24 protein-coding genes are annotated in these 19,678 nt (G+C 65.2%); 1 reads left to right on the top strand and 23 read right to left on the bottom strand.

Annotation, left to right across the window (positions count from 1 at the left end; all coding sequences use genetic code 11):
* Nucleotides 1–7 precede the first annotated feature (7 nt).
* The 3 genes from ACAG26_RS24385 to ACAG26_RS24375 are packed head-to-tail and all read right to left on the bottom strand — an operon-like array spanning nucleotide 8 to nucleotide 5,330.
* Entirely contained in the window at nucleotides 8–1,825 is a 1,818-nt protein-coding gene (locus ACAG26_RS24385; protein WP_370485655.1) for a hypothetical protein, read from the bottom strand.
* Nucleotides 1,813–2,904, bottom strand: coding sequence for a hypothetical protein (locus ACAG26_RS24380; RefSeq protein ID WP_370485654.1), 1,092 nt, complete (start codon nucleotides 2,902–2,904; stop codon nucleotides 1,813–1,815). The genes ACAG26_RS24385 and ACAG26_RS24380 overlap by 13 nt, the downstream gene beginning before the upstream one ends.
* Nucleotides 2,901–5,330 carry a hypothetical protein gene (locus ACAG26_RS24375; RefSeq protein ID WP_370485653.1) on the bottom strand — a complete coding sequence of 810 codons (2,430 nt, stop codon included), beginning with the start codon at nucleotides 5,328–5,330 and terminating at the stop codon, nucleotides 2,901–2,903. The genes ACAG26_RS24380 and ACAG26_RS24375 overlap by 4 nt, the downstream gene beginning before the upstream one ends.
* A 42-nt stretch (nucleotides 5,331–5,372) precedes the next feature.
* On the opposite strand from ACAG26_RS24375, the gene ACAG26_RS24370 reads away from it, so the two are divergent.
* A complete protein-coding gene (locus tag ACAG26_RS24370) occupies nucleotides 5,373–5,663 on the top strand; it encodes a hypothetical protein (protein WP_370485652.1) in 291 nt (96 codons plus the stop codon).
* Here the strand turns inward: ACAG26_RS24370 and ACAG26_RS24365 are convergent.
* The 20 genes from ACAG26_RS24365 to ACAG26_RS24270 form a co-directional block, all read right to left on the bottom strand.
* A complete protein-coding gene (locus ACAG26_RS24365) occupies nucleotides 5,660–5,947 on the bottom strand; it encodes a hypothetical protein (protein ID WP_370485651.1) in 288 nt (95 codons plus the stop codon). The genes ACAG26_RS24370 and ACAG26_RS24365 overlap by 4 nt on opposite strands.
* Before the next feature lie 83 nt (nucleotides 5,948–6,030).
* Entirely contained in the window at nucleotides 6,031–6,486 is a 456-nt protein-coding gene (locus ACAG26_RS24360) for a hypothetical protein (protein ID WP_370485650.1), read from the bottom strand.
* 88 nt (nucleotides 6,487–6,574) lie between these two features.
* Entirely contained in the window at nucleotides 6,575–7,576 is a 1,002-nt protein-coding gene (locus tag ACAG26_RS24355; protein ID WP_370485649.1) for a hypothetical protein, read from the bottom strand.
* A gap of 53 nt (nucleotides 7,577–7,629) precedes the next feature.
* Complete coding sequence (locus tag ACAG26_RS24350) at nucleotides 7,630–8,067, bottom strand: hypothetical protein (RefSeq protein ID WP_370485648.1); 438 nt, start codon at nucleotides 8,065–8,067, stop codon at nucleotides 7,630–7,632.
* Nucleotides 8,064–8,408, bottom strand: a complete 345-nt coding sequence (locus ACAG26_RS24345; protein WP_370485647.1) for a hypothetical protein — start codon at nucleotides 8,406–8,408, stop codon at nucleotides 8,064–8,066. Before ACAG26_RS24345 ends, ACAG26_RS24350 begins: the two co-directional genes overlap by 4 nt.
* Nucleotides 8,401–8,727: a hypothetical protein gene (locus tag ACAG26_RS24340; RefSeq protein ID WP_370485646.1), complete on the bottom strand. Its 327-nt coding sequence runs from the start codon at nucleotides 8,725–8,727 to the stop codon at nucleotides 8,401–8,403. The genes ACAG26_RS24345 and ACAG26_RS24340 overlap by 8 nt, the downstream gene beginning before the upstream one ends.
* An 11-nt stretch (nucleotides 8,728–8,738) precedes the next feature.
* On the bottom strand, nucleotides 8,739–9,461 hold the full coding sequence (locus ACAG26_RS24335; protein ID WP_370485645.1) for a hypothetical protein: 723 nt from the start codon (nucleotides 9,459–9,461) through the stop codon (nucleotides 8,739–8,741).
* 168 nt (nucleotides 9,462–9,629) lie between these two features.
* A complete protein-coding gene (locus ACAG26_RS24330; RefSeq protein WP_370485644.1) occupies nucleotides 9,630–9,818 on the bottom strand; it encodes a hypothetical protein in 189 nt (62 codons plus the stop codon).
* On the bottom strand, nucleotides 9,818–10,135 hold the full coding sequence (locus ACAG26_RS24325) for a hypothetical protein (RefSeq protein WP_370485643.1): 318 nt from the start codon (nucleotides 10,133–10,135) through the stop codon (nucleotides 9,818–9,820). The genes ACAG26_RS24330 and ACAG26_RS24325 overlap by 1 nt, the downstream gene beginning before the upstream one ends.
* A gap of 15 nt (nucleotides 10,136–10,150) precedes the next feature.
* Nucleotides 10,151–11,632, bottom strand: coding sequence for a phage major capsid protein (locus ACAG26_RS24320; protein WP_370485642.1), 1,482 nt, complete (start codon nucleotides 11,630–11,632; stop codon nucleotides 10,151–10,153).
* Between the two features lie 86 nt (nucleotides 11,633–11,718).
* A complete protein-coding gene (locus ACAG26_RS24315) occupies nucleotides 11,719–12,897 on the bottom strand; it encodes a DUF6582 domain-containing protein (RefSeq protein WP_370485641.1) in 1,179 nt (392 codons plus the stop codon).
* Nucleotides 12,894–14,390, bottom strand: a complete 1,497-nt coding sequence (locus tag ACAG26_RS24310; RefSeq protein WP_370485640.1) for a phage portal protein — start codon at nucleotides 14,388–14,390, stop codon at nucleotides 12,894–12,896. The genes ACAG26_RS24315 and ACAG26_RS24310 overlap by 4 nt, the downstream gene beginning before the upstream one ends.
* A complete protein-coding gene (locus tag ACAG26_RS24305; RefSeq protein WP_370485639.1) occupies nucleotides 14,387–14,614 on the bottom strand; it encodes a hypothetical protein in 228 nt (75 codons plus the stop codon). Before ACAG26_RS24305 ends, ACAG26_RS24310 begins: the two co-directional genes overlap by 4 nt.
* Before the next feature lie 12 nt (nucleotides 14,615–14,626).
* Nucleotides 14,627–16,219, bottom strand: coding sequence for a terminase large subunit (locus tag ACAG26_RS24300; protein WP_370485638.1), 1,593 nt, complete (start codon nucleotides 16,217–16,219; stop codon nucleotides 14,627–14,629).
* A gap of 79 nt (nucleotides 16,220–16,298) precedes the next feature.
* Nucleotides 16,299–16,757, bottom strand: coding sequence for a phage terminase small subunit P27 family (locus tag ACAG26_RS24295; protein WP_370485637.1), 459 nt, complete (start codon nucleotides 16,755–16,757; stop codon nucleotides 16,299–16,301).
* Nucleotides 16,717–17,208, bottom strand: a complete 492-nt coding sequence (locus tag ACAG26_RS24290) for an HNH endonuclease (protein WP_370485636.1) — start codon at nucleotides 17,206–17,208, stop codon at nucleotides 16,717–16,719. The genes ACAG26_RS24295 and ACAG26_RS24290 overlap by 41 nt, the downstream gene beginning before the upstream one ends.
* A 1,276-nt stretch (nucleotides 17,209–18,484) precedes the next feature.
* Nucleotides 18,485–18,631 (bottom strand): hypothetical protein, encoded by a 147-nt coding sequence (locus ACAG26_RS24285; protein WP_370485635.1) that lies wholly within the window; start codon nucleotides 18,629–18,631, stop codon nucleotides 18,485–18,487.
* A complete protein-coding gene (locus ACAG26_RS24280) occupies nucleotides 18,618–18,899 on the bottom strand; it encodes a hypothetical protein (RefSeq protein WP_370485634.1) in 282 nt (93 codons plus the stop codon). The genes ACAG26_RS24285 and ACAG26_RS24280 overlap by 14 nt, the downstream gene beginning before the upstream one ends.
* A 115-nt stretch (nucleotides 18,900–19,014) precedes the next feature.
* Nucleotides 19,015–19,293, bottom strand: a complete 279-nt coding sequence (locus tag ACAG26_RS24275) for a hypothetical protein (RefSeq protein WP_370485633.1) — start codon at nucleotides 19,291–19,293, stop codon at nucleotides 19,015–19,017.
* Nucleotides 19,293–19,517: a hypothetical protein gene (locus tag ACAG26_RS24270; protein ID WP_370485632.1), complete on the bottom strand. Its 225-nt coding sequence runs from the start codon at nucleotides 19,515–19,517 to the stop codon at nucleotides 19,293–19,295. Before ACAG26_RS24270 ends, ACAG26_RS24275 begins: the two co-directional genes overlap by 1 nt.
* Nucleotides 19,518–19,678: the final 161 nt, after the last annotated feature.

Here is a 19,678-nt window from a genome sequence, read left to right as displayed (position 1 = left end):
CTCCAATTTAATTGCTGCTCAAGGTGATAATCTGGAATGCTTTTTCGAAGGAGACCATCTTGCGGTACAGCTTGGCCACCGGGTTCTCCACGAACTGCCCGTCGCCCACGGTGACCTCGACCTTGCCCAAGCGCGTCTTGCGGTCGTCGGTGTAGGTGATCGAATCCACCCAATCCGTGTAGAGCTGTCCGCGACATGCGAACGACGCCAGTGCGCCCACGAAGATGTCTACGCCGAGCGTGTACGGGAAGCCGTTAAGGAACGACCACTGGTAGGTGTACAGGCCGCGGGTGTCCCACATCGCGCCTTGGAGCGCGAACCACTCGTCGAGCGTGTACGCCGACGCGCCGGTCTGGACGAAGTACTCCGGGAATCCGTACGGTCCCAAATCCAGTCTGCGACCACCGTTTTCGATCTGCTGGAAGGCCAGGATTACGTCATCGATAATGCCGTCGAACATGTCCCCGGAGACGCCGGTGACCCCCAGCAGCGTCGTGATCGACTCGACCGCGAAAGACGCGACGATGTTCAGCAAGTCGTCGAGCCACTGGGGACTCTTGCCGCCACCGATTACGGTGTAGGCCAACGGATGCCGACCCGTCAGGGAGTATTCCATCAGGCCGCTGCGCGGGTCGTCGCTCATGATGACCCACGGCTGCACAAAGTTCACGCCGAGCGCCGGCGCGATGTTGATCCCTTGCGGCGCGTACTCGTTGTCAGGGTTCAGGAACGGAGCCAGCACGTTCCCGAGTACGGACTGCTGGAGGTCGACGGTGTCTTCAAGGATGCCATCGAGGAACGTTCCCGTCGGCCCGGTCACGCCCAGGTTATTGGTGACCTCGACCAAGATCGTGGGCAGCTTGAGCGGAACGGCCAGCCCCGACGGTTGCTCGTCGCCGGGAAGCCACAGGCCGACCGACACGTTGGTCCCGGTGTCCTTGCAGACCTGTTGGATCAGCGTCGAGCACTGATCCATGCGTCCGGTGAACGACACCCACGGGCTGGTGTCGAGGATCGGGTCGACCGGAACGACGACGATGGGCGTCATCAGCATGTCGATCGGGTTGCCGTCGGACTCCAGCCACGTCCCGAACCATGCCGTCCAATCGAGGTCGCCCGAACCGAGGTTGTTGACCAGCTCCCAGAGCCCGGTTTGCAGCCGGAAGCACTGTTCGCTGATCAGGGTGGCGACACAAGTGACGGCAGGCCCCAAAAACAAGGCCTCGGAAGGGAATTGGACCTGGATCGGAAGCAGAAAATTCGGCCAGCACAGGATCTTGTCGAGCCACGCATAATCCGAGATGCAGGTGACGACGACCGTGCGCATCGGCCGGTCGTAACCCTCGATCATGCCGAACTTGTCTTCGGCGGTGAACACGCGACCCGACCAGCGGACGTTGCCGGTCTCGATGGTGATCGGAACCGTCGTGTTGGGGCAGTTCAGCACCGTTGGCGCCATCGGGTCGTTGCCCTTGAGCACGATTTGTGCCGAGGCGACCCGGTTGCGCGCCAGCTGGAACTTCAGCGAGATGTAGTCGTTGATCTCCCCGACGGGCGTATATGTCTTGCCGTAGACGGTGATCGTGCAGTCGTCCGGCGGGTGCTGCGCGACGTTGCCCGCGATCGACGCCGCCGCCATCTGCGTCTCGGGAATCCCGGACTCCAGCAGCTCCAGTAGCGAGACGCCGTCGCTGCCGTACTGGCCGTTGAGGTAGGACAGCGGAGGCTGGAACGGCAGCAGTATCTCGTTGGGCGAGTACGGAGACTGTAGCGGCGCCGCGGCAACGGGCTGCGTCGGATTCAACGGAACGGTCACCAGGGCCACGTCCTATACGGGGTCGCCGCCGCGATGATCTTCGACGCGGAGTTGCCGCCGCTGATCGACACCGGGATGTAGGTGGTCACCGGCGGGTAGCCGTCCTGCTTCGGTGGCAGCTGCGAGAGGCTGGTGAACCGGCCGTTGAGCAGCGAGTAGAGCGGTCCCTGCGGCGGCAGGATGCCGAACACGCTCTCCAGGTCCTGCAGTAGCGGGGGCACCGGGTAGGCGCCGACGGCGGCGTTGACCATGGTCGAAATCAGGTTCTGGAACGCGGTCAGCGACTGCGCCGGCTGATCTGGTGACAGGTCGACCACGCTGCGCAGCCTCGGCTCGGTGTAGATCATCGCGATCTGGCCGGCCTTGAGCGGGCCGAACGTGATGGGCGACCCGGAGTTCGAGACGGTCCCCTGCGCGGTCGGAACAGCGCCGTTGCCGAGGGTGAACGTTCCGGGCCCGTAGACCAGAAACCGCGGCCACGCCGGGCGTGTCCCGAGATTGGTCAGCGGGCACCAGCCGTTACCGGATGTCGCGCCGGTCGGCAGCTCGAACGTGGACAGCGAGTCGACGCCCTGCCAGAACGAGTTGTCACCGCGGCATTCCCACTCGAACCGCAGGCGCCGGTGCAGCGACGGGTCCTGGGTCAGCTTGTCCGGGATCGGCTTGTGCTGCCGGACCGGCATCCACCACTGGCCGAGTTCCTGGGTGAACACCGACAGCGTGCCGACGTTCGGCGGATTCCATGACGAAATCCAGATCCGGATCGCGCGGCGCATCGACTGCGGCGTGACGCCGGATGCTTCCAGCGTGAGTTTGATGATGGCCGGATCGAAAACGGTGTCCAGATTGGTCACGCCGTCCTGGCGCGCGCCTTGCTCGTCGAGCAGATCGAACGGCGGCTGCAGGCCCTCGTGGCCGAGTAGCCCGAACCCGTCCTCGCAGGACAGGTCTGGCGCTTTGCCGCCCTGCAGGTAGACGATCGTCCCGTCGGCGCCGACGAAATCGATCTCGGGCACGATTCCGGCCTGCATCCGCGCCTCGCCGAGCGGAGTAATCGGGCCGGGCGGGAAAACGACGGGAGTGGTCATCCGCCCAGGCCGAACATGGATCCCACACCGCTAAGCGCGCTCGTCGTCGCACCCAACGGCGCGGTTCCGTTCGCCGGATTGGTCACCTTGACGTGCATCGGGTCGTCTTTGGCGCCACTCGGGCTGCTCGGCGCGTTCTGCGTGCCGATCCCCGGCTCTTCCTCTTCGGTCGGCTCCTTGGGATCCTTGGGCGGTTGGGTGGCGCCCGCGATGTTGGGGGCGTTGAACTGCTGACCGATCAGGCCGCCCAGGATCTTGCCCGGCCAGCCGAACATCGGCGACGACAGCGACGGGGCGCCCATCATGCCGCCGCCGAGCCACAGCGTCTCGAACGGCGCGGCAACTGCGGTCGCTGCGGCCTGCGCACCCTTCTGCGCGGCCAGGTTCATCTCCTGCTCGGCCATCTGCGCCGCGATCGCGCCGCCGCCGAACGAGAACGCGCCGGCCGCCGTCGCCGCTGCCGACTCGCCCAGGCCGATCAGACCGCCCCCGGAGATGCCGGCCCCGGAACCCGAGCCCAGACCCTTGGACTGGATCGGGCCGCCCTCGTTGCCTTGAGTCGGCGGCGCGACAAGGCCCGGAATCTGGCCGCCGTCGTCGTAGTGGCCGTTGAGCTGGCGGACCAGGTCGGCCACACCCGGCTGCGACATCGCGCCGGGGTTGATGACGCCTTCGCCGCCCTCGAGGCCGACCGCGGATCCGTCGGGCAGGAAGCCGAGCATGTTGTCGTAGCCGGGCGACGAACCGGGCAGGATTCCGCCGTCGGAGAAGTGGCCCAGGTTGGCGCCGTCGACCCCCTCTTCATCGTTCTCCGGATGGGCGTCCGAGCCGGTGTAGACATCGCCGGGAGCGTGAATATTCGCGCCAGGCCTTATCGGAGGTAGCCGCACCGGCCCTGGGGCCGTGAGCTGCCTGTTCCCTTGGGGAATACGGACATCCCTGTGCATATCAATCTGGGGTGCACCGGAGTCGAGTCCGATCTGTGGCGGCATTCCTGTCGCGGTTCCGGGCGGCAGCTCTCCCCACCCGCTCTGACTCAGATCGATCTGAATATTGGGGTTGAACCTGCCACCGCCGTGACCCGACGACGAGCCTCCGGGCACCGTTCCGCCCTCGTCGAAATGCCCGATGATTCCGCCATCGAAGTGGTGTTGGAGTCCCGGCGGCAATCCGATGAGATGGCCGTTCGCGTTTCCGCCGGCAGATGGCGCTGCGGGCGCGTGGGGCGCGGCTGCCGTCGCATGCGGCGGTGTCGTACCGCCATGCCCGACGCCCGGCATCGTGCCGAGGCTGCCCGGCATGGGCGCGCTCGCAGCGGACAGGCCAGGAATCGAGATCCCGCCAGTGATGTTCACCGTTCCGGCCGTGACGCCCATGGTGCTGGTGGTGATCGACGACGGCGCGGCGGACGTCGATGGCATCGGCATCGCCCCCGGAATCCACGGCGAACCGCCGGCGCTCATCCCCGGCGTGGCGTGCAGCGGCGCGTTCAGGAAGTAGGACGCCATATCCCTGGACCCCAGCCGCGGGGGGGCCCAGTCGGGGATGTCGTACGTCGGCTGCGGTGGAGCGGCGGCCATCCGATTAGCCCAGTCGTACCAATCGTGACCGACCATGGCGAGCGATCCCAAAGCCCCCCCGACGGCCGCTCCGGGGGGTCCGAATACGGCGCCCATGCCGGCACCTCCACCGGCACCGCTCAGGATGCGACCTATCTCATCGCCAAAGGTCAGGCCCTCGTCTGGCTGATTCATCTGATCGATGAAGTTCGCGCCACCCTGCGCTAACTGCGCGGCTTTGCCGAGCCGGCTATTGCCTTGGCCAAGCAGATTTGCGACGTCTGAGCCTTGACCGAATAGATGCGCAAGCGACTCAAGAGAACTCTTCGCGTCATTCATGGACATAGGAAATTTGAGACCTGAGAGTTCGTCGGCGATCCCACCAAACCCCTTCAGCGCGCCGCTCAGGTTGTCCAGCGCGCCGGTGACGTTGCCGAATTCGCCGCCGCCGATGCTCTTCAGCGTGTCCGACAGGTGGTCGAGGCCACCGAAGATGTCGCCGCCTTTGAACTCGCCGAAGATGTCCCCGATGTCGCGGAAGCGGTCGCCGAAGTGGTCGGTGATGTCGCGGAAGGGATCGAATGACGACCCGACGATGTCCTTGAAGTCGCCGAAGATGCCGCCGAGGTCGCCCTGGCCAAGGTGGGTACCGAAGCTCTCGCCGAGCTGGCCGGCCAGGTCGTTGCCCCAGTCGCGCGCCCTTCCACCGAGGTCATGGAACGCGTCGCCCATCGAGTCCCGCAGGCCGTCACTGAAGCTGCCGGTGACGTCCTTGAACTTCTCGCGCAGGGTGCCGACCGCTTCGTCGGCGGCTGCCTCATCGAGTTTCGGGATAACGTCGACATAGACTTCGTCGTCGTCGGCCATCACCCCTCCTCAAGGTCGGTTTTGCGCGTAGAATCCGCGCGCATGGACGAGACAGCAGCCGTCGAGTCGATCGAGACCGAGGCGTTGCCCCGCCAGACCCTTAACGGCGTCGAGATGACATGGGACGGCGCGGCCTGGGCGCTGCACTCGACGGACCGCGCCACCTGCAGCACCCAAGATGGCGCGCTGACATTCGATAGACGACTCGCGCTCGAACCCATGTCCGACGGCTCTTGGCGCGGAGTTTCGATAACTACATCGAACGAACTCTCGTCGTGCCTCGCGAAAGGTGCCGTTATGTCGGTTCCCATCACCCTTACCAAGGAGCGCTAACCCCGCTTGCGCCCATGCAGCCGATCCGAGATGTCGTCGTGCACCGCGCGTATCGCGTCCCGCTTGGCCCGTTGCTGACGTTGCGCACCTGGAGTCAGGACCGGCTTGAACGGCAGGCGTTCGTGGCCGATGAGCGCCCACAGGTCGCCGCGCATGGCCTTGAGCTCGTTCAGGACGCCCGTGCTGATCTGCTCGGCCAGCCCCCAGTCCTCGCGCCGCGCCGTCTTGTAAGCTGAGTCCTCGGGCAGCGCGTTGATCAGGGCCAGCAGTCGCCGGTCGCTCATCTCGCCGCGGTACCAGTCGAAGATGTCGACGCCGCGAAACAGTAGGTCGGCCTCGATCTCCTCGGCGTAGAACGCCAGGACCGCTAGGACTTCTTGCCTTTTGGGTCCGATGCGTCCCCGGCCTGCGGCTGGGCGAGTTCTTCCCAGGCCGCGCGAAGTTCCGAGGGCATGATGCCGTGGGCGATGAGCTTGTCGTAGTTCTCGTCGCCGAGGACCGCGCGCATCATGCGGACATCAGTAGCCGGCGCCGGCTGCCCGTCGATCTGCGGCGGGTTGATGACGACCGTGAGCGGTCGCCCGGTCTCCGGGTGAACGCGCTGTTGGCCGTCGGCGTCCAGCACGGCTTCGCGGTCCAGGCCGTCGCCGCGGCGGAACGCCTCGTAGCGGGTGAGCGCGTCCGGGTCGAGGCGCCACGGGTGCGGCAGCCGGACGGTGGTGCCGTCCTTGAGCTCGAAATCGAGATAGGGCTGTTGACCGAGTGCTTCGATGCGCTGTTCACCGAAGCCGATTGCCTTGACGCGGCGCGCGTTTTTGTCCATTGGGCTGCCCTGACTCTGGCTACGCTGATGGGCTTGACCGTTGCCGGGGTGTCAGCGCAGCCCACACCCACCCCGGCAACGGGGTCTGTTACGAGGCAGTCGATGTGACCTGGTTGGACGCGGCCGAGGTCACCGCGGTCTCGGTCAGCGAATCGGTGGCCGTCACCTGGAACACGTACTTGGTCGACGCGGTCAGCCCGGTCACCGTCAACGTGGTCGTTGGACCCGTCACCGACGGGGCGCCCGACGTGGTCGAGTTCGTGAAGCTGCCCGTGGCGCCGGCTTGCTGCTGCACCGTGTACGTCGGCGAGTTCAGACCCACCGGCGTCGGGAACGCGATGGTGGCCTTGAGTCCGGTGGCCGCGGTGGCGACCGGCGTTGTGGTCTGGAACGGCGCGTTGCCCTGCGCGCGCCACGCGGGCCCGTCGCGCAGGATCCACCGCGGCGAACCCACCAGCACGCCGTCGGGCGGCACGCTGTAGGCGTCCGGGACCGCGTTGCACTTGATCGGCAGCGCGGCGACGGCGTCGGTGTTCCAGGGCGTCTTGCCGTAGTCGGTGACCACGAGCTTGGGGTAGACGCGCACGACGTAGTGATTCAGGCCGCTACGACCGTCCACGCCGATCAGCAACGACTGGCGCCACACGATGTCGAGTTCCACCGGCGTGGCGCTGTTGTATCCGACAGAGCCGAGGGCCTGCAGGTTCGCCAGCGGCTGGTTGTTATGCAGCGCATCGACGATCGGGTTGGATTCCATGAGGGTGGCCGAGACCTCTTCGGATTCCCTGGTGTAGTCGTAGCGCGCAGCCCAGCGAGATTGCATGACGGGCGTCGGCTTCGTGGTGATCTTCTGGTTGAAGTCCGGCCCCTTCTCGTCCAGGTAGCCGGGGTCATACCACGGGCCGCCGGGGTTGTCGGCGTCGAACAGGGTGTCGACCAGGTTGCCGTCGGACGCAAACAGGTTGAACCCGGTCAGGCTGGTGTTGGCGAAATCCCAGTCCCGCCACAGCCACGAGCCATAGAGGATCTTGCGGATGTTGTCTTCGTCGCCCTGAAACTGGGTGTTCCACAAAACGCCGTTGGTGGTCATCGAGACATGTTCCTCTCGGAGAAGGGCGGGAAGCGTGGCCGCGCTGGTGGCTTTCAGAAAGCGGTGATGGACGGCAGCCGCAGATCGATCAGGTAGCGGCCGACGTAGCGGGACAGGACCGCGCCGCCGCCGCCGGGCTCCCATTGCACGAAGATCGGTGTCTGCTCGGTGCGCGTCGGGCCGTACGGGTTGACGATCGACCCGTCGGGCATCGTCACCGTGACCTTGGTGCGGAGCTGACGCATCGCATGGTGGATGGCGCGGGCGAGGTCGCTGGCCGCGGTCTGGTCGGTGTCGAAACTGTGGATGCTGACCGTCGAGTGATCGACCAGCAGATCGTCACCACCGGCCACGCGTTGCACCAGCACGAACGGCGGCGTCAGCTTCTCGGGCATCCTGGCCGAGATCTGCGCGGCCGTCACGATTCCCAGGCCGATCAGGTAGGCGATGACGAAGTCCTCGACGTCGACCTCTGGCGCTGGGGTGGTCATCGCTTCCCCCGGAACTTGGCCGCCGTCTTGGCCGCCGGTGCGTACTCGGGCATGTGCGCGGTCCCGTACTCGATCCACTGCGCCTTGGGGTCGCTGTCGAACACGCGAAAGCGCACGCTGCCGTCGCCGTTGTCGATGCGCTTGACGCCGACCGAGCCCTTGTATGAACCCTCACCGGCCGGGTTGGTGTCGCCGGCCGGCGCACTGCGCTTGGGCGGCAGGTCACCGAACACGGGCGCGATGGACTCCCAGTACGCCTTGCACTTCTCGGCCTTGCGCTCCAGCGCGCGGATGACGCGCTTGCTGCGCGCCGCCCGGCCGAGGCTGATGCCCTTAGCCATCGAGGCCGCTCGGGATCTCAGCCACCACGGTCACGTGATGCGGGACGCCGCTGCGGTACCAGACCTTGGTGCCGATGACCCGGTACACGGTGCCGTTGGCGTCGGTGATGTGATCAGTCGTCTTGCAGGCCAGCGCCGCGGGCACGGGCGGCAGGAAGATGTTGAATTTGCCGATCGCGTAGTCGATGTTGGTCACGTCTTCTTTGACCGACACCGGCTGCACCGAGCATCCGTCGACTGTCGTGTCCTCGTAGCTGACCGCCGGGATGCCCTTGCGGCTGAGCGCCCCAGCCGTGGCCGACCCGATGGTCAGGGTCATCGCGCCGAGGCTCACAGGTGCACCAGCCGGTACTTGCCCAGCAGCGTCGAGTCCAGGATTCCGGCCACGCGCTCCCGGTCGGACCACTTCGTGGACACGTCCCCGGTGCGCTCGTCGACCGCGCCGGTCGGGTTGGCCAGGAAGTAGGCCGCGGCGGCGATTACCGCATCCTGGACGCCGTCGGGCAGCGGAGGGCCACCGCCGGCCGGCGCTCCCGGCAGCACGAATCCGTGGTCATAGGTGATCTGTAGCGAACGCGGCATCCGCGGCCACGACGGCACCGGGCCCCCGTCGGACATGACGACACCCGGCATGCCGCTGGTGTCCCAGATCAGGCCATCCTCGGCCCACTGGTAGTTGACCAGCTCGACCCAGCCCGTCTCGCCGGTCTGGGTCGCCATCGGCATCCACGCCATGACCGAACTCACGTTGGTCACCGGAGGATTGGCCAACATCGCCGTGCCGATGTACGGGCTGCCGTAGGCAGAGAAGGACACCCCGTAGCCGGGATAGCTGCCGTAGGACGACATCGGCGCAATCGACGGCATCGCCTTGACGTGGCTGTAGTACGGGTCGACCACGACGGTGTCGGCTAGCTTTTGGCCGAACTCGCGCTCACAGTACGACTCGACCGCCGAAGATGCCCAGTTCAACGCGAACTGAACCTCATCGCTGGTGTGGGCTCCGACGATCATCGGGAGGCCCATCACCTGGTCGACAGGAACGAGGCCCATGCGAATCGCTCCTAGCGCTGGTTGTACTCCGCGCGGCGTTCCCGTTCAGCCTCAAGGCGATCCATGATCGGACGCGCCTGTTCGGCCGTCAGAGACGACTTGGTCGCTTCGCCCGGCGGGACTCGCCGCACGAGCCCCGCGACCGGCATCTGGCGGGGAGGCTTGGCGTCAGACATCCTTGGTCTGCGCTCCCGACGACTTGCGCGGGGCCTTCTTTTCATCTGGCGGCGCAACGACCTTGGCGGTGACCTCGCCGATAACCTTCGGCTGAGACTTCTCGGCCAGCGGCCGACGGTGCCCATCGCCTTTGATGGGCACCGTGCGGTCACCGACCTTGATGAAGGTGTCGTGGATCATCAGTCCGCAGCCAGGATGTAGGACACGTCGGTGGCGGCCGACGCGGCCACGCCATACAAGGAGCGCTGACCCGACTTGCCACTCGGAATGGTCACCGGAGCGGCCGGCAACGCGAAACCTGTGGTCTTCGTGACACTCGCATCCCCGACGAACACGCCTGTGGCCGCAGCGTTGACCACGATTCCGCCGTTATATCCCTCGGGGATCACGGCAATCAGCGTGGCCGTGGTGCCCACGTTCACAGTTCCGTACTGGTACGAGGCGACATTGACGGCCGGGGTGTCGCCCGAGACGTCGTTACCGATAGGACCAGTCATGGTTCAGTCCCCTTCCTAGCCCGAAACCAGGCTGATCAGCTCGAACAGCTCGGGCCGGTAGACGGCCAGACCCACGCGGGTGTAGGCGCGCATGGTCCACATGCCCTGCTCGAAGTCGGTCCCGTTGGTGTTGACGATCTCCACCCGCATGCCACCGCGGCGCAGAACCGCAGTGCCGTCGGTGAAGTCGCCCACCAGGATCAGCCCTTGCGGGATGGCCGGGGTGACCGCGACGCGCTTACCCCACAGGGTCAGGCCCACGTCGGTCGCCTGCACTGCCGGGTTCAGCTCGTGCCGCTGCCCGTAGTCGTAACCGAACATGCTGCCGGCCATGTACTGACCGTTGTTGTCGGTCATGGTCCGCACGATGAACCAATCCAACGGGTTCATCACGATGGCGTCCGGCTCGAAGAAGTGGTTGATCCGGATGTCGGTCAACGCGGCCAAGACGCCCTCGACGATCTGATGACCGTCCGGGTACAGCGTTCCGGCGCCGACGATCTGCCGACCCGGAGTCAGCGAGGTAATCGTCTGCGAAGACGCGCCCACACCGGGGTTGGACTGGTTCGGCACCTGCACGTTGGTCAGGGCCGAAACCGTCTGCGGCTGGGTGAAACCACCGGAGCGGTTCAGCAGCCCGTCGACGCCCGGCATCCCGGCGCCGGCCAGCAACTGGACCTCTTCCTGACGGGTGACCGCCATGGTGGTCCGCTTCTGCACGAGAGCCCAGAAGTAGTTGCTGTCCTGGATCTCTTCGTCGGTGACCCGAGAGATGTTGGTGACCTTGCCGACCTGTTCGGTGTACCGCTCGATCGTGTTGGTCGAGGTCGGGAACGTCGAACCTTCCCAGGTGGCCGCGGCGTTGTTCGTCCATGCGGTCTCACGCACATACGAGACGACCGGCGAGTCGACCGGGAATGACGGCATCAGCGATGCGATGACGTTCTCATACCACCGCAGCTCCAGGATGCCCGGAACCCACTGCGGGGTGATGTCCGGACCACCGGGGCCGGTCAGGAAGAAGTCGGTCGCGCCCGCGGACTGGCTACCGGCTCCGGTCAGCGGAGAGGGCTGGGTGGTGCCGCTCGCGCCTTCACCCTGCAGTCCGGAAGTGCCCTGCGACTTGGTCCACAGGCTCCCGTTGAACCCTCGCGAGTTCACATTGAGGTCGAAGGTGTACGCCTGTTGCGGCGTCTTGTTGATCGCCGCACTCTTCAGCTGTGCGTACTTGTCCATGATGGCCTTGGCCTGCATGGGGTGGATCTCGTCGGGGTCGACCGACTTGGAGCGCACCGGCTCCAGCTCGGGCGTGGCGAACTGCATGGCCCGGTCGAGGTTCTTGAGCGTGGTGCCGACGTTCTCGGACTCGGCGTACGCCTTCTCGACGCACTCGTTGTACTCGGCGAGGGTGATTTCACCCTTCTCCATAGCGGCGGTCTTGGTCCGGACCTCGGTTTCGAGTTCCTTTGCGCGCTTGCGCAAGTCGTCGCGGTTCACGAAAATCGTGCCCTTTCATGCAAACACGGAAAGCCGCGCCGACGGATTGCCGGAACGGTGTTGGCTGCGCTGCGAGAGGATTTTGCTCAGTAGGTGCTGAGCGAGATCGCTAGCCGTTTTCCTTTGGCTAGCGCTTCGGTGAGGTCGGTCGGCGCGGCGTCGGTGGCGGCCTGATCGGCGGTCACTTCTGCGGCCCCGGCGGACTTGCCGGAAGTTGTGGGCGCCGAGATCGTCGGCGAGTTCGCGCCCCAGACTTGGCCGTCTTCGGCCTCGGGAGGCGCCATGGATGCACACTTCCCGCCGAGCTGCACGGCGGCGTCGTGGATCATCTGCAGGTGCGGATAGGTGCCGTCGTCGGTACTGGCCGCGTCTGCGGCGCTGTTGCCGTTACGGAGCTGCGCGGCGGTCGTCAGCGACGTGAGCGCGTTGCGTAGGACCGCCTCGACGCCGGTCTGTTCGGCGCCGGCATCGGATGCGCCGTCGACGCTCTTGAACTCGATAGGTAGTCCCGTCGCGACATCGATCAACGGGCCGTCGATGAACGTGCCCGTCGGGCCGATGCCCTTGCTCTCTTCCCGCGCGTCGCGTTCCTCTTCGGCCTTGTCCAGCGTCACGCCGAACTCCTTGGCCGCGTTCTCGATCTCGCGTTCGATGTGCGCTTGCTGAGGCTTGGTGTACTTGTCGCGGTCGGCTGCGTGGTGGAAGTAGTCCCAGGCGGCGTCGACCTCTTCGCGGTCACGCAGCGGGTAACGGTGCACGCCGTCACGGAATCCGGGGTCGGCGTAGTGCACGTCGCGGCCATAGGGGAACTTCGGGTCATGGCTGCGCGCGGCCTTGGAAGACAGCACGACGGCCTCGGGGTTCGCTGGGATGGCCACGAAAGCGCCGTTCAGAAGCTCACGCTCGGCACCGGCGCCCTTGGTGGACTTGCGGGTCATGTAGGACACCGAGACCGTGCGAATATGGCCCTCGTTGACCAGGGCGCGCACATTCTGCGCATGCGGGGTGGACGCGTAGGTGCCCCGGACCTGGAGCTGACCGTCATCGTTGATGAAGGGCCGGCCGCTGCCGACGGTAGTGGCCACGCTCATGCCATGGTCAGAGTCGAAGGTGATGTGTTCCGGCAGCGGGGTTTTCCACTCGTCGGGCTGCAGTTCGTCTCCGTCGCGGTCGCGCGCCTTGGTCGATAGGATGACGTCGAACTCCCCATTGGGATGGGCCGAGTCGACCGGCCGCACGTCGGCGGACTTCATCGTGACGTTCATCGAGAGCCGTTCCTTTCCAGAACCTTCACGCACGCCTGCGCGATCTCGGCTTCGTCGCGCGGGTTCGCTTCAAGCAGTGCGCGGGCTGCGTGCTCAAGCGACTGGCCACTGCCGATCCGTCCGCCGAGCGCACGCAGGTACTTCTGCGCCGCCGGGGAGCCGCCGCCCCCGCGTCCCGACGACTGGACCTCTTCGCCGTCGTCGGACTGCCCCGGAGGAAGTGCGCCGGCTGCCGGTGCCGCACCGAGGGGTTGCAACTGCTGCTGCGCGTAGAGCTTGTCGGCCGCCGGGCCCGCGTCGCCCAGGTCGAAGTACGGACGCGCCTCGCTCGGCTTGGCGATGCCGGTCTGCACGAGTTTGGACCAGCCGTCGGCGCGTGCCTCGAAGTCGCCGCGCATCACTTCGGCCACGTCGAAACGCATCTTCTCGTCATCGCCGAACTCGCGGCCGACGTAGGCGTTGAACACCGACTCGTAGAACTCCAGGCGCGGCGCCATGGTGTCGCGGTACATCGAGCGCATCTGCTCGGTGATGTTGCTGAACGTCGCGTGGTCGAGGATGTGCACCACCGGCGGCGGCACGTCGTAGACCATGCACACTTCCTCGCGGTTGAGTCGCCGCGACTCGATGTACTGCATCTCTTCGGAGTTGAGCTGCATCGCCTGGAATGTGGACTCGTTCTCCAGAACCGCTGTGCTGCCGACGTTTTCGCTACCGGCGTAGAGCTGATTCCACTGCTCACGCAGCCGACGCTTGGCCTCGGGGTCCAGCTTGCCCTTGACGGAGATGAAGCCGCCAGGACGGCCCATGTTCTTGAACATGGCCTGCACAGCGCGCCGGGCCGAGTCCTCGTTCATCAGCGTCGAGCGCAGCGGCTCCATGCGGCTCATGCCGCGCTGGGTCATGTTCGGGTTGTACCGCAGGAACGGCACAACCATGTCCTGGCTCATCAGCTCGTTGGGCTGGCCCATGAACCAATACGCGACGTCGCCGTACTGATCGCGGAATGTCTGCGTCATCGCCGGGTGCATCGGGATGAACCCGACCGTGCGACCGTCGTTGGTGTTCAGGTCGACATGCTTGCCGCCGATCACCGACGGGCGCGTGCCGGCGTTTCCGTCCTTGACCTTGAGTAGAAACGCCTCGCCGTAGATCTCGAACGTCGAGACCAGCCATTGCCAGAAGCTGTAGGGGTCCAGCGTCACGCCGGGATTGGCCATCAGGCGCGCGTACGGGGTGTCGAGTTGCAGGACGTTGCCGGTGTCGGGCGTGATGTCCCAGACGTTGACGCCCAGACGCGCGATGCCGGCCGTGATCTTGTCCACCACGGTCGCGATGCACGGCTGCGAGGCGTACAGCTGCGCGTAGGTGGCGAACCGCGTCTCGAGCTGGACGCCCTGCGACCCGACGAAATAGCCGTCGAAGAACAGCGGGGCGGTCTCGGCGAACGCCTGGGGGGCGATCGGCTGGCTCATGCCATTCGCGAGGATCACGTCAGCTCCTGCACGTAGGCGACGTTCTCGCGATCGACGAACACGCGGCCGATGATCTTGTTGGGCGTCTCGCCGGGGGTGGTGGGCACCGTCTCGCATTGCTCCAGCACCAGCACCCGGTCATCGAACTCGGTCAGGAATCCCGAGAACACACCCTCATTGCCGCGCAGAGTGACCGCGAACCGGCGCCGCAGCGCGCGCTTGAGCGGGTTACGTGCGAACAAGATTCGGTCTCCCTAGAGAACAAGCAGGTCGTTGTCCTGGTACACGCTGTAGGCGTCGTTGCCGCGCGTCAGCCACGCGTTGACGGCCATGATCGCGGCCGGGACCGCGTCGATCCGCTTGGGATTGGTTGCCCGGTCGATCTTGTCGGGCCGGATCAGGTCCGGGTCGGCCGTCGACATCCGGGCGTCGCACGATTCGAAGCAGAACCGCGCCACCGGGTTGCCGTGGTGGCGGAACTTGCCCTCGGTGACCAGATCGAACACCCGGTGCATGCCGGTGGACATGTGGATGAAGTCGTTGGCGTAGACGAAGATCTGTTCGATGTAGGTCCGGGACTCGATCTCCTGGATCACCGGGTACATCGAGTAGCGGTCGCCGTCGCCGCCGAGGATCACGTAGCGGTTGGCGTCGGTCTCGACGTCGGCGTAGACGCGCTGGAAGTCCAGCACATCTCCGTCGGTGACTGTCAGCCAGCCATCCTCGGCCCAGCGCGTGAACTTGCGGTCATGCGCCTTGTCGAGCTTCTTGACCGCGGCGGCCGGCGCCCAGAACCGCCAGACGACGTCGCACGCGTCGCCGTCGGGGAACAGGTAGCACATGGCCGTGAGGTCCTGCAACGCCGCGAGGTCCAGGCCAAACCAGCACTCACGGCCGGCGAACGCGTCCAGGGTCGCCGCGGAGTTCTGAAACACGGTCCCTGCAGCGTCGTCCCACAGGTTCATCGGCATCCACTGGATGGTCGACCCGATGATCTGGTTGAGCTGGAAGCGACGGAACGACAACTCGCGGGCCGGATCGTTCCTGGCCTCAAGGGCCATCTTGCGCATTTCGGACAGCAACAGGAAGTCGCCCAGCGCCGGGTTGGGGACGCTCCAGTTCTTCTCGTCCCAGATATCGGCGTCGCGCGGCAGGTTGCGAATCCACGCGAACACGTGCGGGGTGCGCTCTGGATTGTCGGCGACCCGTTGCATTTCCTTGTGCAGGTCGGCGCCGAACGACGAGTCATCGGCCGGCGCGGTGGTGGCCGCAACCATGAGCGGCTGCATCCTGTCCGCCGAGCCCATGCCGGAGCGCAGTGCATCCCACATGTCGCTCTTGGGCCACGCCAGGATCTCGTCAGCGATGACGCCAGACGGGTTCGAGCCCAGCGCCGAAGCGGCATCCGAGGCGATGACCTGATAGACGCTGTTGGTGTCGGCGCGCACGATGCGCTTGGTCGACTTCACCGGCTTGCCGGCGCGCGACAGGATTGGCGACAGCAGCGTCATCTGAGTCGCGACGTCGAACACCAGCGACGCCTGGCGGCGGTCCTTCGCGATACCGAACACTTCCGCGCTGTACTCGCCGTCACCGAATAGCAGGTAAAGGGCGATTCCGGCGAGCAATGCCGACTTGCCGTTCTTGCGGGCCATCTCGATGTAGGCGATCCGGTACTGCCGGACGTACGCCTCGTGCTCGGTGGACCACACCACGCGGCCGAACAGCGGGCGCAGGATCTCCTCGGACTGCCATGCCCGCAATAGGAACCGCTTGCGGGCGTGCTTGCCCTTGACGTGGACAAGCAGCTCCTCGAAGAACTGCACCACGTGATCGGCCCGTGGCACGCAGAAGTGGTCGCCGCGCTCGGTGCACTCCGTGGGCGTTCCGTCAGGACCGTGGTTAACCCGGCCGCACGGCGGAAGCTCAGGAGAGGAGTCGTTCGGCTCCCGACTTTGCGGGTCCACCTTGCTCCACCTTCAGTGCCGCGCGGTCCCCCGGCGTCAGGCCGAAGCGAGATCCGGTCGCGCGCATCATGTCCGATGCCGTTTTCATGACCCGGATGGCCGGGTTGACGACCGGGTTGCCGTTGTAGCCCTCAGAGACCAGGTCGACGCGCTCAACTTCGGCCGCCGCGCGGTTGTAGAGGGCCACCGACCGGCAGAACTCGGCGAAGGCGTCGACGTCCCAGGCGGTCAGGACCTTCTTGGCGACCATGTCCGGGGCGAGACGGTCCCAGACGGCTTGGGCGTCCGCGGGGAGGGTGACCGGGGGTGCGATCGGGGCGTCCTCGGGGATGGCCTCGTTGCGGTTCAGGCGGCCTTCCCAGGCTCCTTCGAGGGCCTTAAGATGCGACGGCCGAGGGGCCGGTCCACGCTTGCCCATGTTCGTACCTATCGCTCTTCTCGATGTTGCACTGCCAGTGCGCGCACTGGACGTTGCTGTAGAGATGTGGGCCGCCCAACGACAGCGGCTTGATGTGATCGAGGCTTGCTGCCATTGGATCGGGATATTTCAGCGCGCGGTCTACCGGATCGCCGCAGACACCGCACGTCCAGTTGTCGCGCTCGTAGACCTTGCGCCGGCTGATCGGTTCGTACTCGACGCCGAATCGTTGCGCGCGGGTCAGATCGGATTCGCTACGCGGCTTGGCAGGATGACCCTTGCGACGGCTGGCACCTGTGCACGCGCGACTGCAGAACGTCTTTTTGTCTTTGGTAACGACGAACTCAGAACCACATCGTTTGCACGATACGACCAACCGGCCCGCGCACTCGTCCGAGCAATAGCGCTGGTACTTGCCAACCTTGCGCGAGCACTTGTGATTTCGACACACGGAGTTTCGTTCACCGCGCGAGATCTTTATGCCTGATTCGGCAAGTGCGTCTAGGCATAGGTCGCAAAGCTTGGCCCGACCGCGCGGTACGCCGTAGCATCGACGGGTCTCGCATACGACGTCGCGAGATTTTCGGGGTGAGCAGGTGGCTGCGCTCATTTTAGGGTTGGGCTCCCGATTTCCAGCAAACGGACGTTAGACTCTGAGTTGTTAACTGGACCTAAAGTCCAGCTACGTTGCTGTCGACCTCTCGTCGGGCATCCCAGTGCGTTTACCTGCGGTTATTCCCTTGTTTGCTCTTCCGCACGGGGAAGCGAGCAAATTCGGCGTTGCAGCGTTTTTCGGCGCCCATCAGCGTCAGCTAACACGTCACGAGTGGATTTACTCGAACAGGTGTGCGCACAACTCAAGATCGCGCAGGTCCAATAACGCTCTGAGCTGCGAATATGTCGAGTTAGCTGGGTCGATTTGCTCGGCCGCCGCCCGATCACGGCACGGCCATCGGTGATACCAGCTAATTTCGAACGATCGTTCGATGTCAGTACGTTAGCAGCCAAGTTGGCGCGTAGCAAAGTCACAAAGGACTGCGACCTGCGGTTATGCCGTCCCAGCTAAGTTTGCTGTGGGAAAACGCGAAAACGTGTAGCAACCGCGTGGGGGGTAGGGGGGGTCGCCTGATCTTGATTGCTGCAGGGATTTTGATACCCCCCCTGATCTGCGCAAACACCGCTTGCAACTGCTCGCATGTGCTTTGACCTGCGACGATACGGTTGGCTAATAGTTAGCTGACACGTTTGGCCGATCGATGCCCAGCTAACGAGCCCGTGACCTGAGCTTACGTTTCCAGCAAACATCCGAAGGTGACCGTCTAGCAAACGGTGGTCCCGAAAGCTCGCACGCTCATTCGATTAGCTGACTATCCTCTACCGGGTGATATGACCAGCGCCTATGCCCACAGCAAACATTGCTAGAACCGGCCTACTTGCCGAGCTGGCGACGCCTCGCAGCCGACCTGTTGCAGTCCGCGTGCTCGGGCCCATTGTGCTTGCTGCGGTCGTTGTCATCATGCCCGAGGTCCCATGCGTCGTCCGGGTCGATTAGCTCACCACACCGTGCACAGCGCACCGTCCCAGCGGCCACCAGAGGCGCCCAGGTACCACGCAATTCCTTGTGCCGGTGGTCGTACCCACGCTGGTGTGCGTTGCCGCGCTTGTGGCGCTCACAGCGGCCACGGTCAACGGCCAGCGCGCCACATATCGTGCAGGGAGACGGCGCCCTATTCGGCACGGCCGAGCTTGATCGTCAGCACCGTCTGCGCCTTCTCGCGCTTGACCTTGACCCGGAGCCCGACACGTCGCAGCAGCGGAACGATCAGCTCATCGATGTACAGACGCATCGCATCGGGCCCGCTAATCGTCGGCACGACGCCGCTTTCGCCTCAGCGGTGACTCGGTCTTGAGTCGGCCGTTCTTCTCCAGCAGCAGCACGATGGCCTCGCAGAACCGGCGCTTGACCTCGTTGACGCCGGCCGCGTTGCCGCTCAGGCGGTCCTGGAAGTACGGGAGCTTGATCCACTGGGTCGTGCCCACGAGCGGGTATTCGAGGTTGTGGATGTTGTCCACGAGGAGCTTGAGCGTTTCCCGATCGTTGATCAGGGCGAACGGCTTCTCGGGCTGCGCTGATTTCGCCATGGCTACTCGTCGTCGGGAACTACGATGACGCGATCGTTGGCCGGGACGGTGACCGTCCGGTTGTCGGCCACGACGTAGCAGGTGCGCTCCGAGGGCGTCGTCAGCTCGGGGCTGCTCATAGGTCAACCACGTTGATGTCTTGCGTGTTCTGCGCGACGCGGCCCGCGACCGTGGTGATCTGGCAGGTGAGCGTGTAGGTGGTGGCGACGGTACCGCCGCCGATCCATGCGGTCGCCGTAGTCGCGGTGCTCGACGTCGCAGGGCTCGTTTCCAGCGTGATGCCTGACGACGCGGTCCAGGCCACCGACGCGATCGTGTCACCGTTGGTGCTGGCCAGCCATTCGGACCAGTCCCACATGTAGTCGAGCGTGTCGGTGGGGGCCTTGATGAACATCAGTCGCCTTTCGGTGGCTTGATCGGCGTGATCTTCAGGGTGGTCGTCACCACTCCGCGACGCGAGACGGTGTGCTCGGTCTGCTCGATCTTGACGTGCGGACTCGCTGCGATCTTCCGGCCGGTCGCATCGAAGACGACCATCGCGCGGGTTTCGCCTTCGGGCGCCGGCGTGCCGACGACGGGCATGTGATGAAGATGGCCGCGGACGTCATCGCGTGTCATCAGAACTCCTGCGTGGAGGCATGAAAAAACGCCAGCAGACAAAAGCGGTCGCTGACGTATTGGCGTCGAGAATACGGCACCGATCATCGTTTGTCATGGTCAGCGGCTTTCGCGTGTCATCAGTGCCTGATCTCACACGTCCGGCCGCAGCAGCAGTCGAC

It is taken from the genome of Mycobacterium sp. pUA109 (assembly GCF_041287095.1).
Lineage (GTDB): Bacteria > Actinomycetota > Actinomycetes > Mycobacteriales > Mycobacteriaceae > Mycobacterium.
The sequence above is the reverse complement of the archived record's forward strand: the minus strand, read 5'-3'. Positions and strand labels throughout refer to the sequence as shown.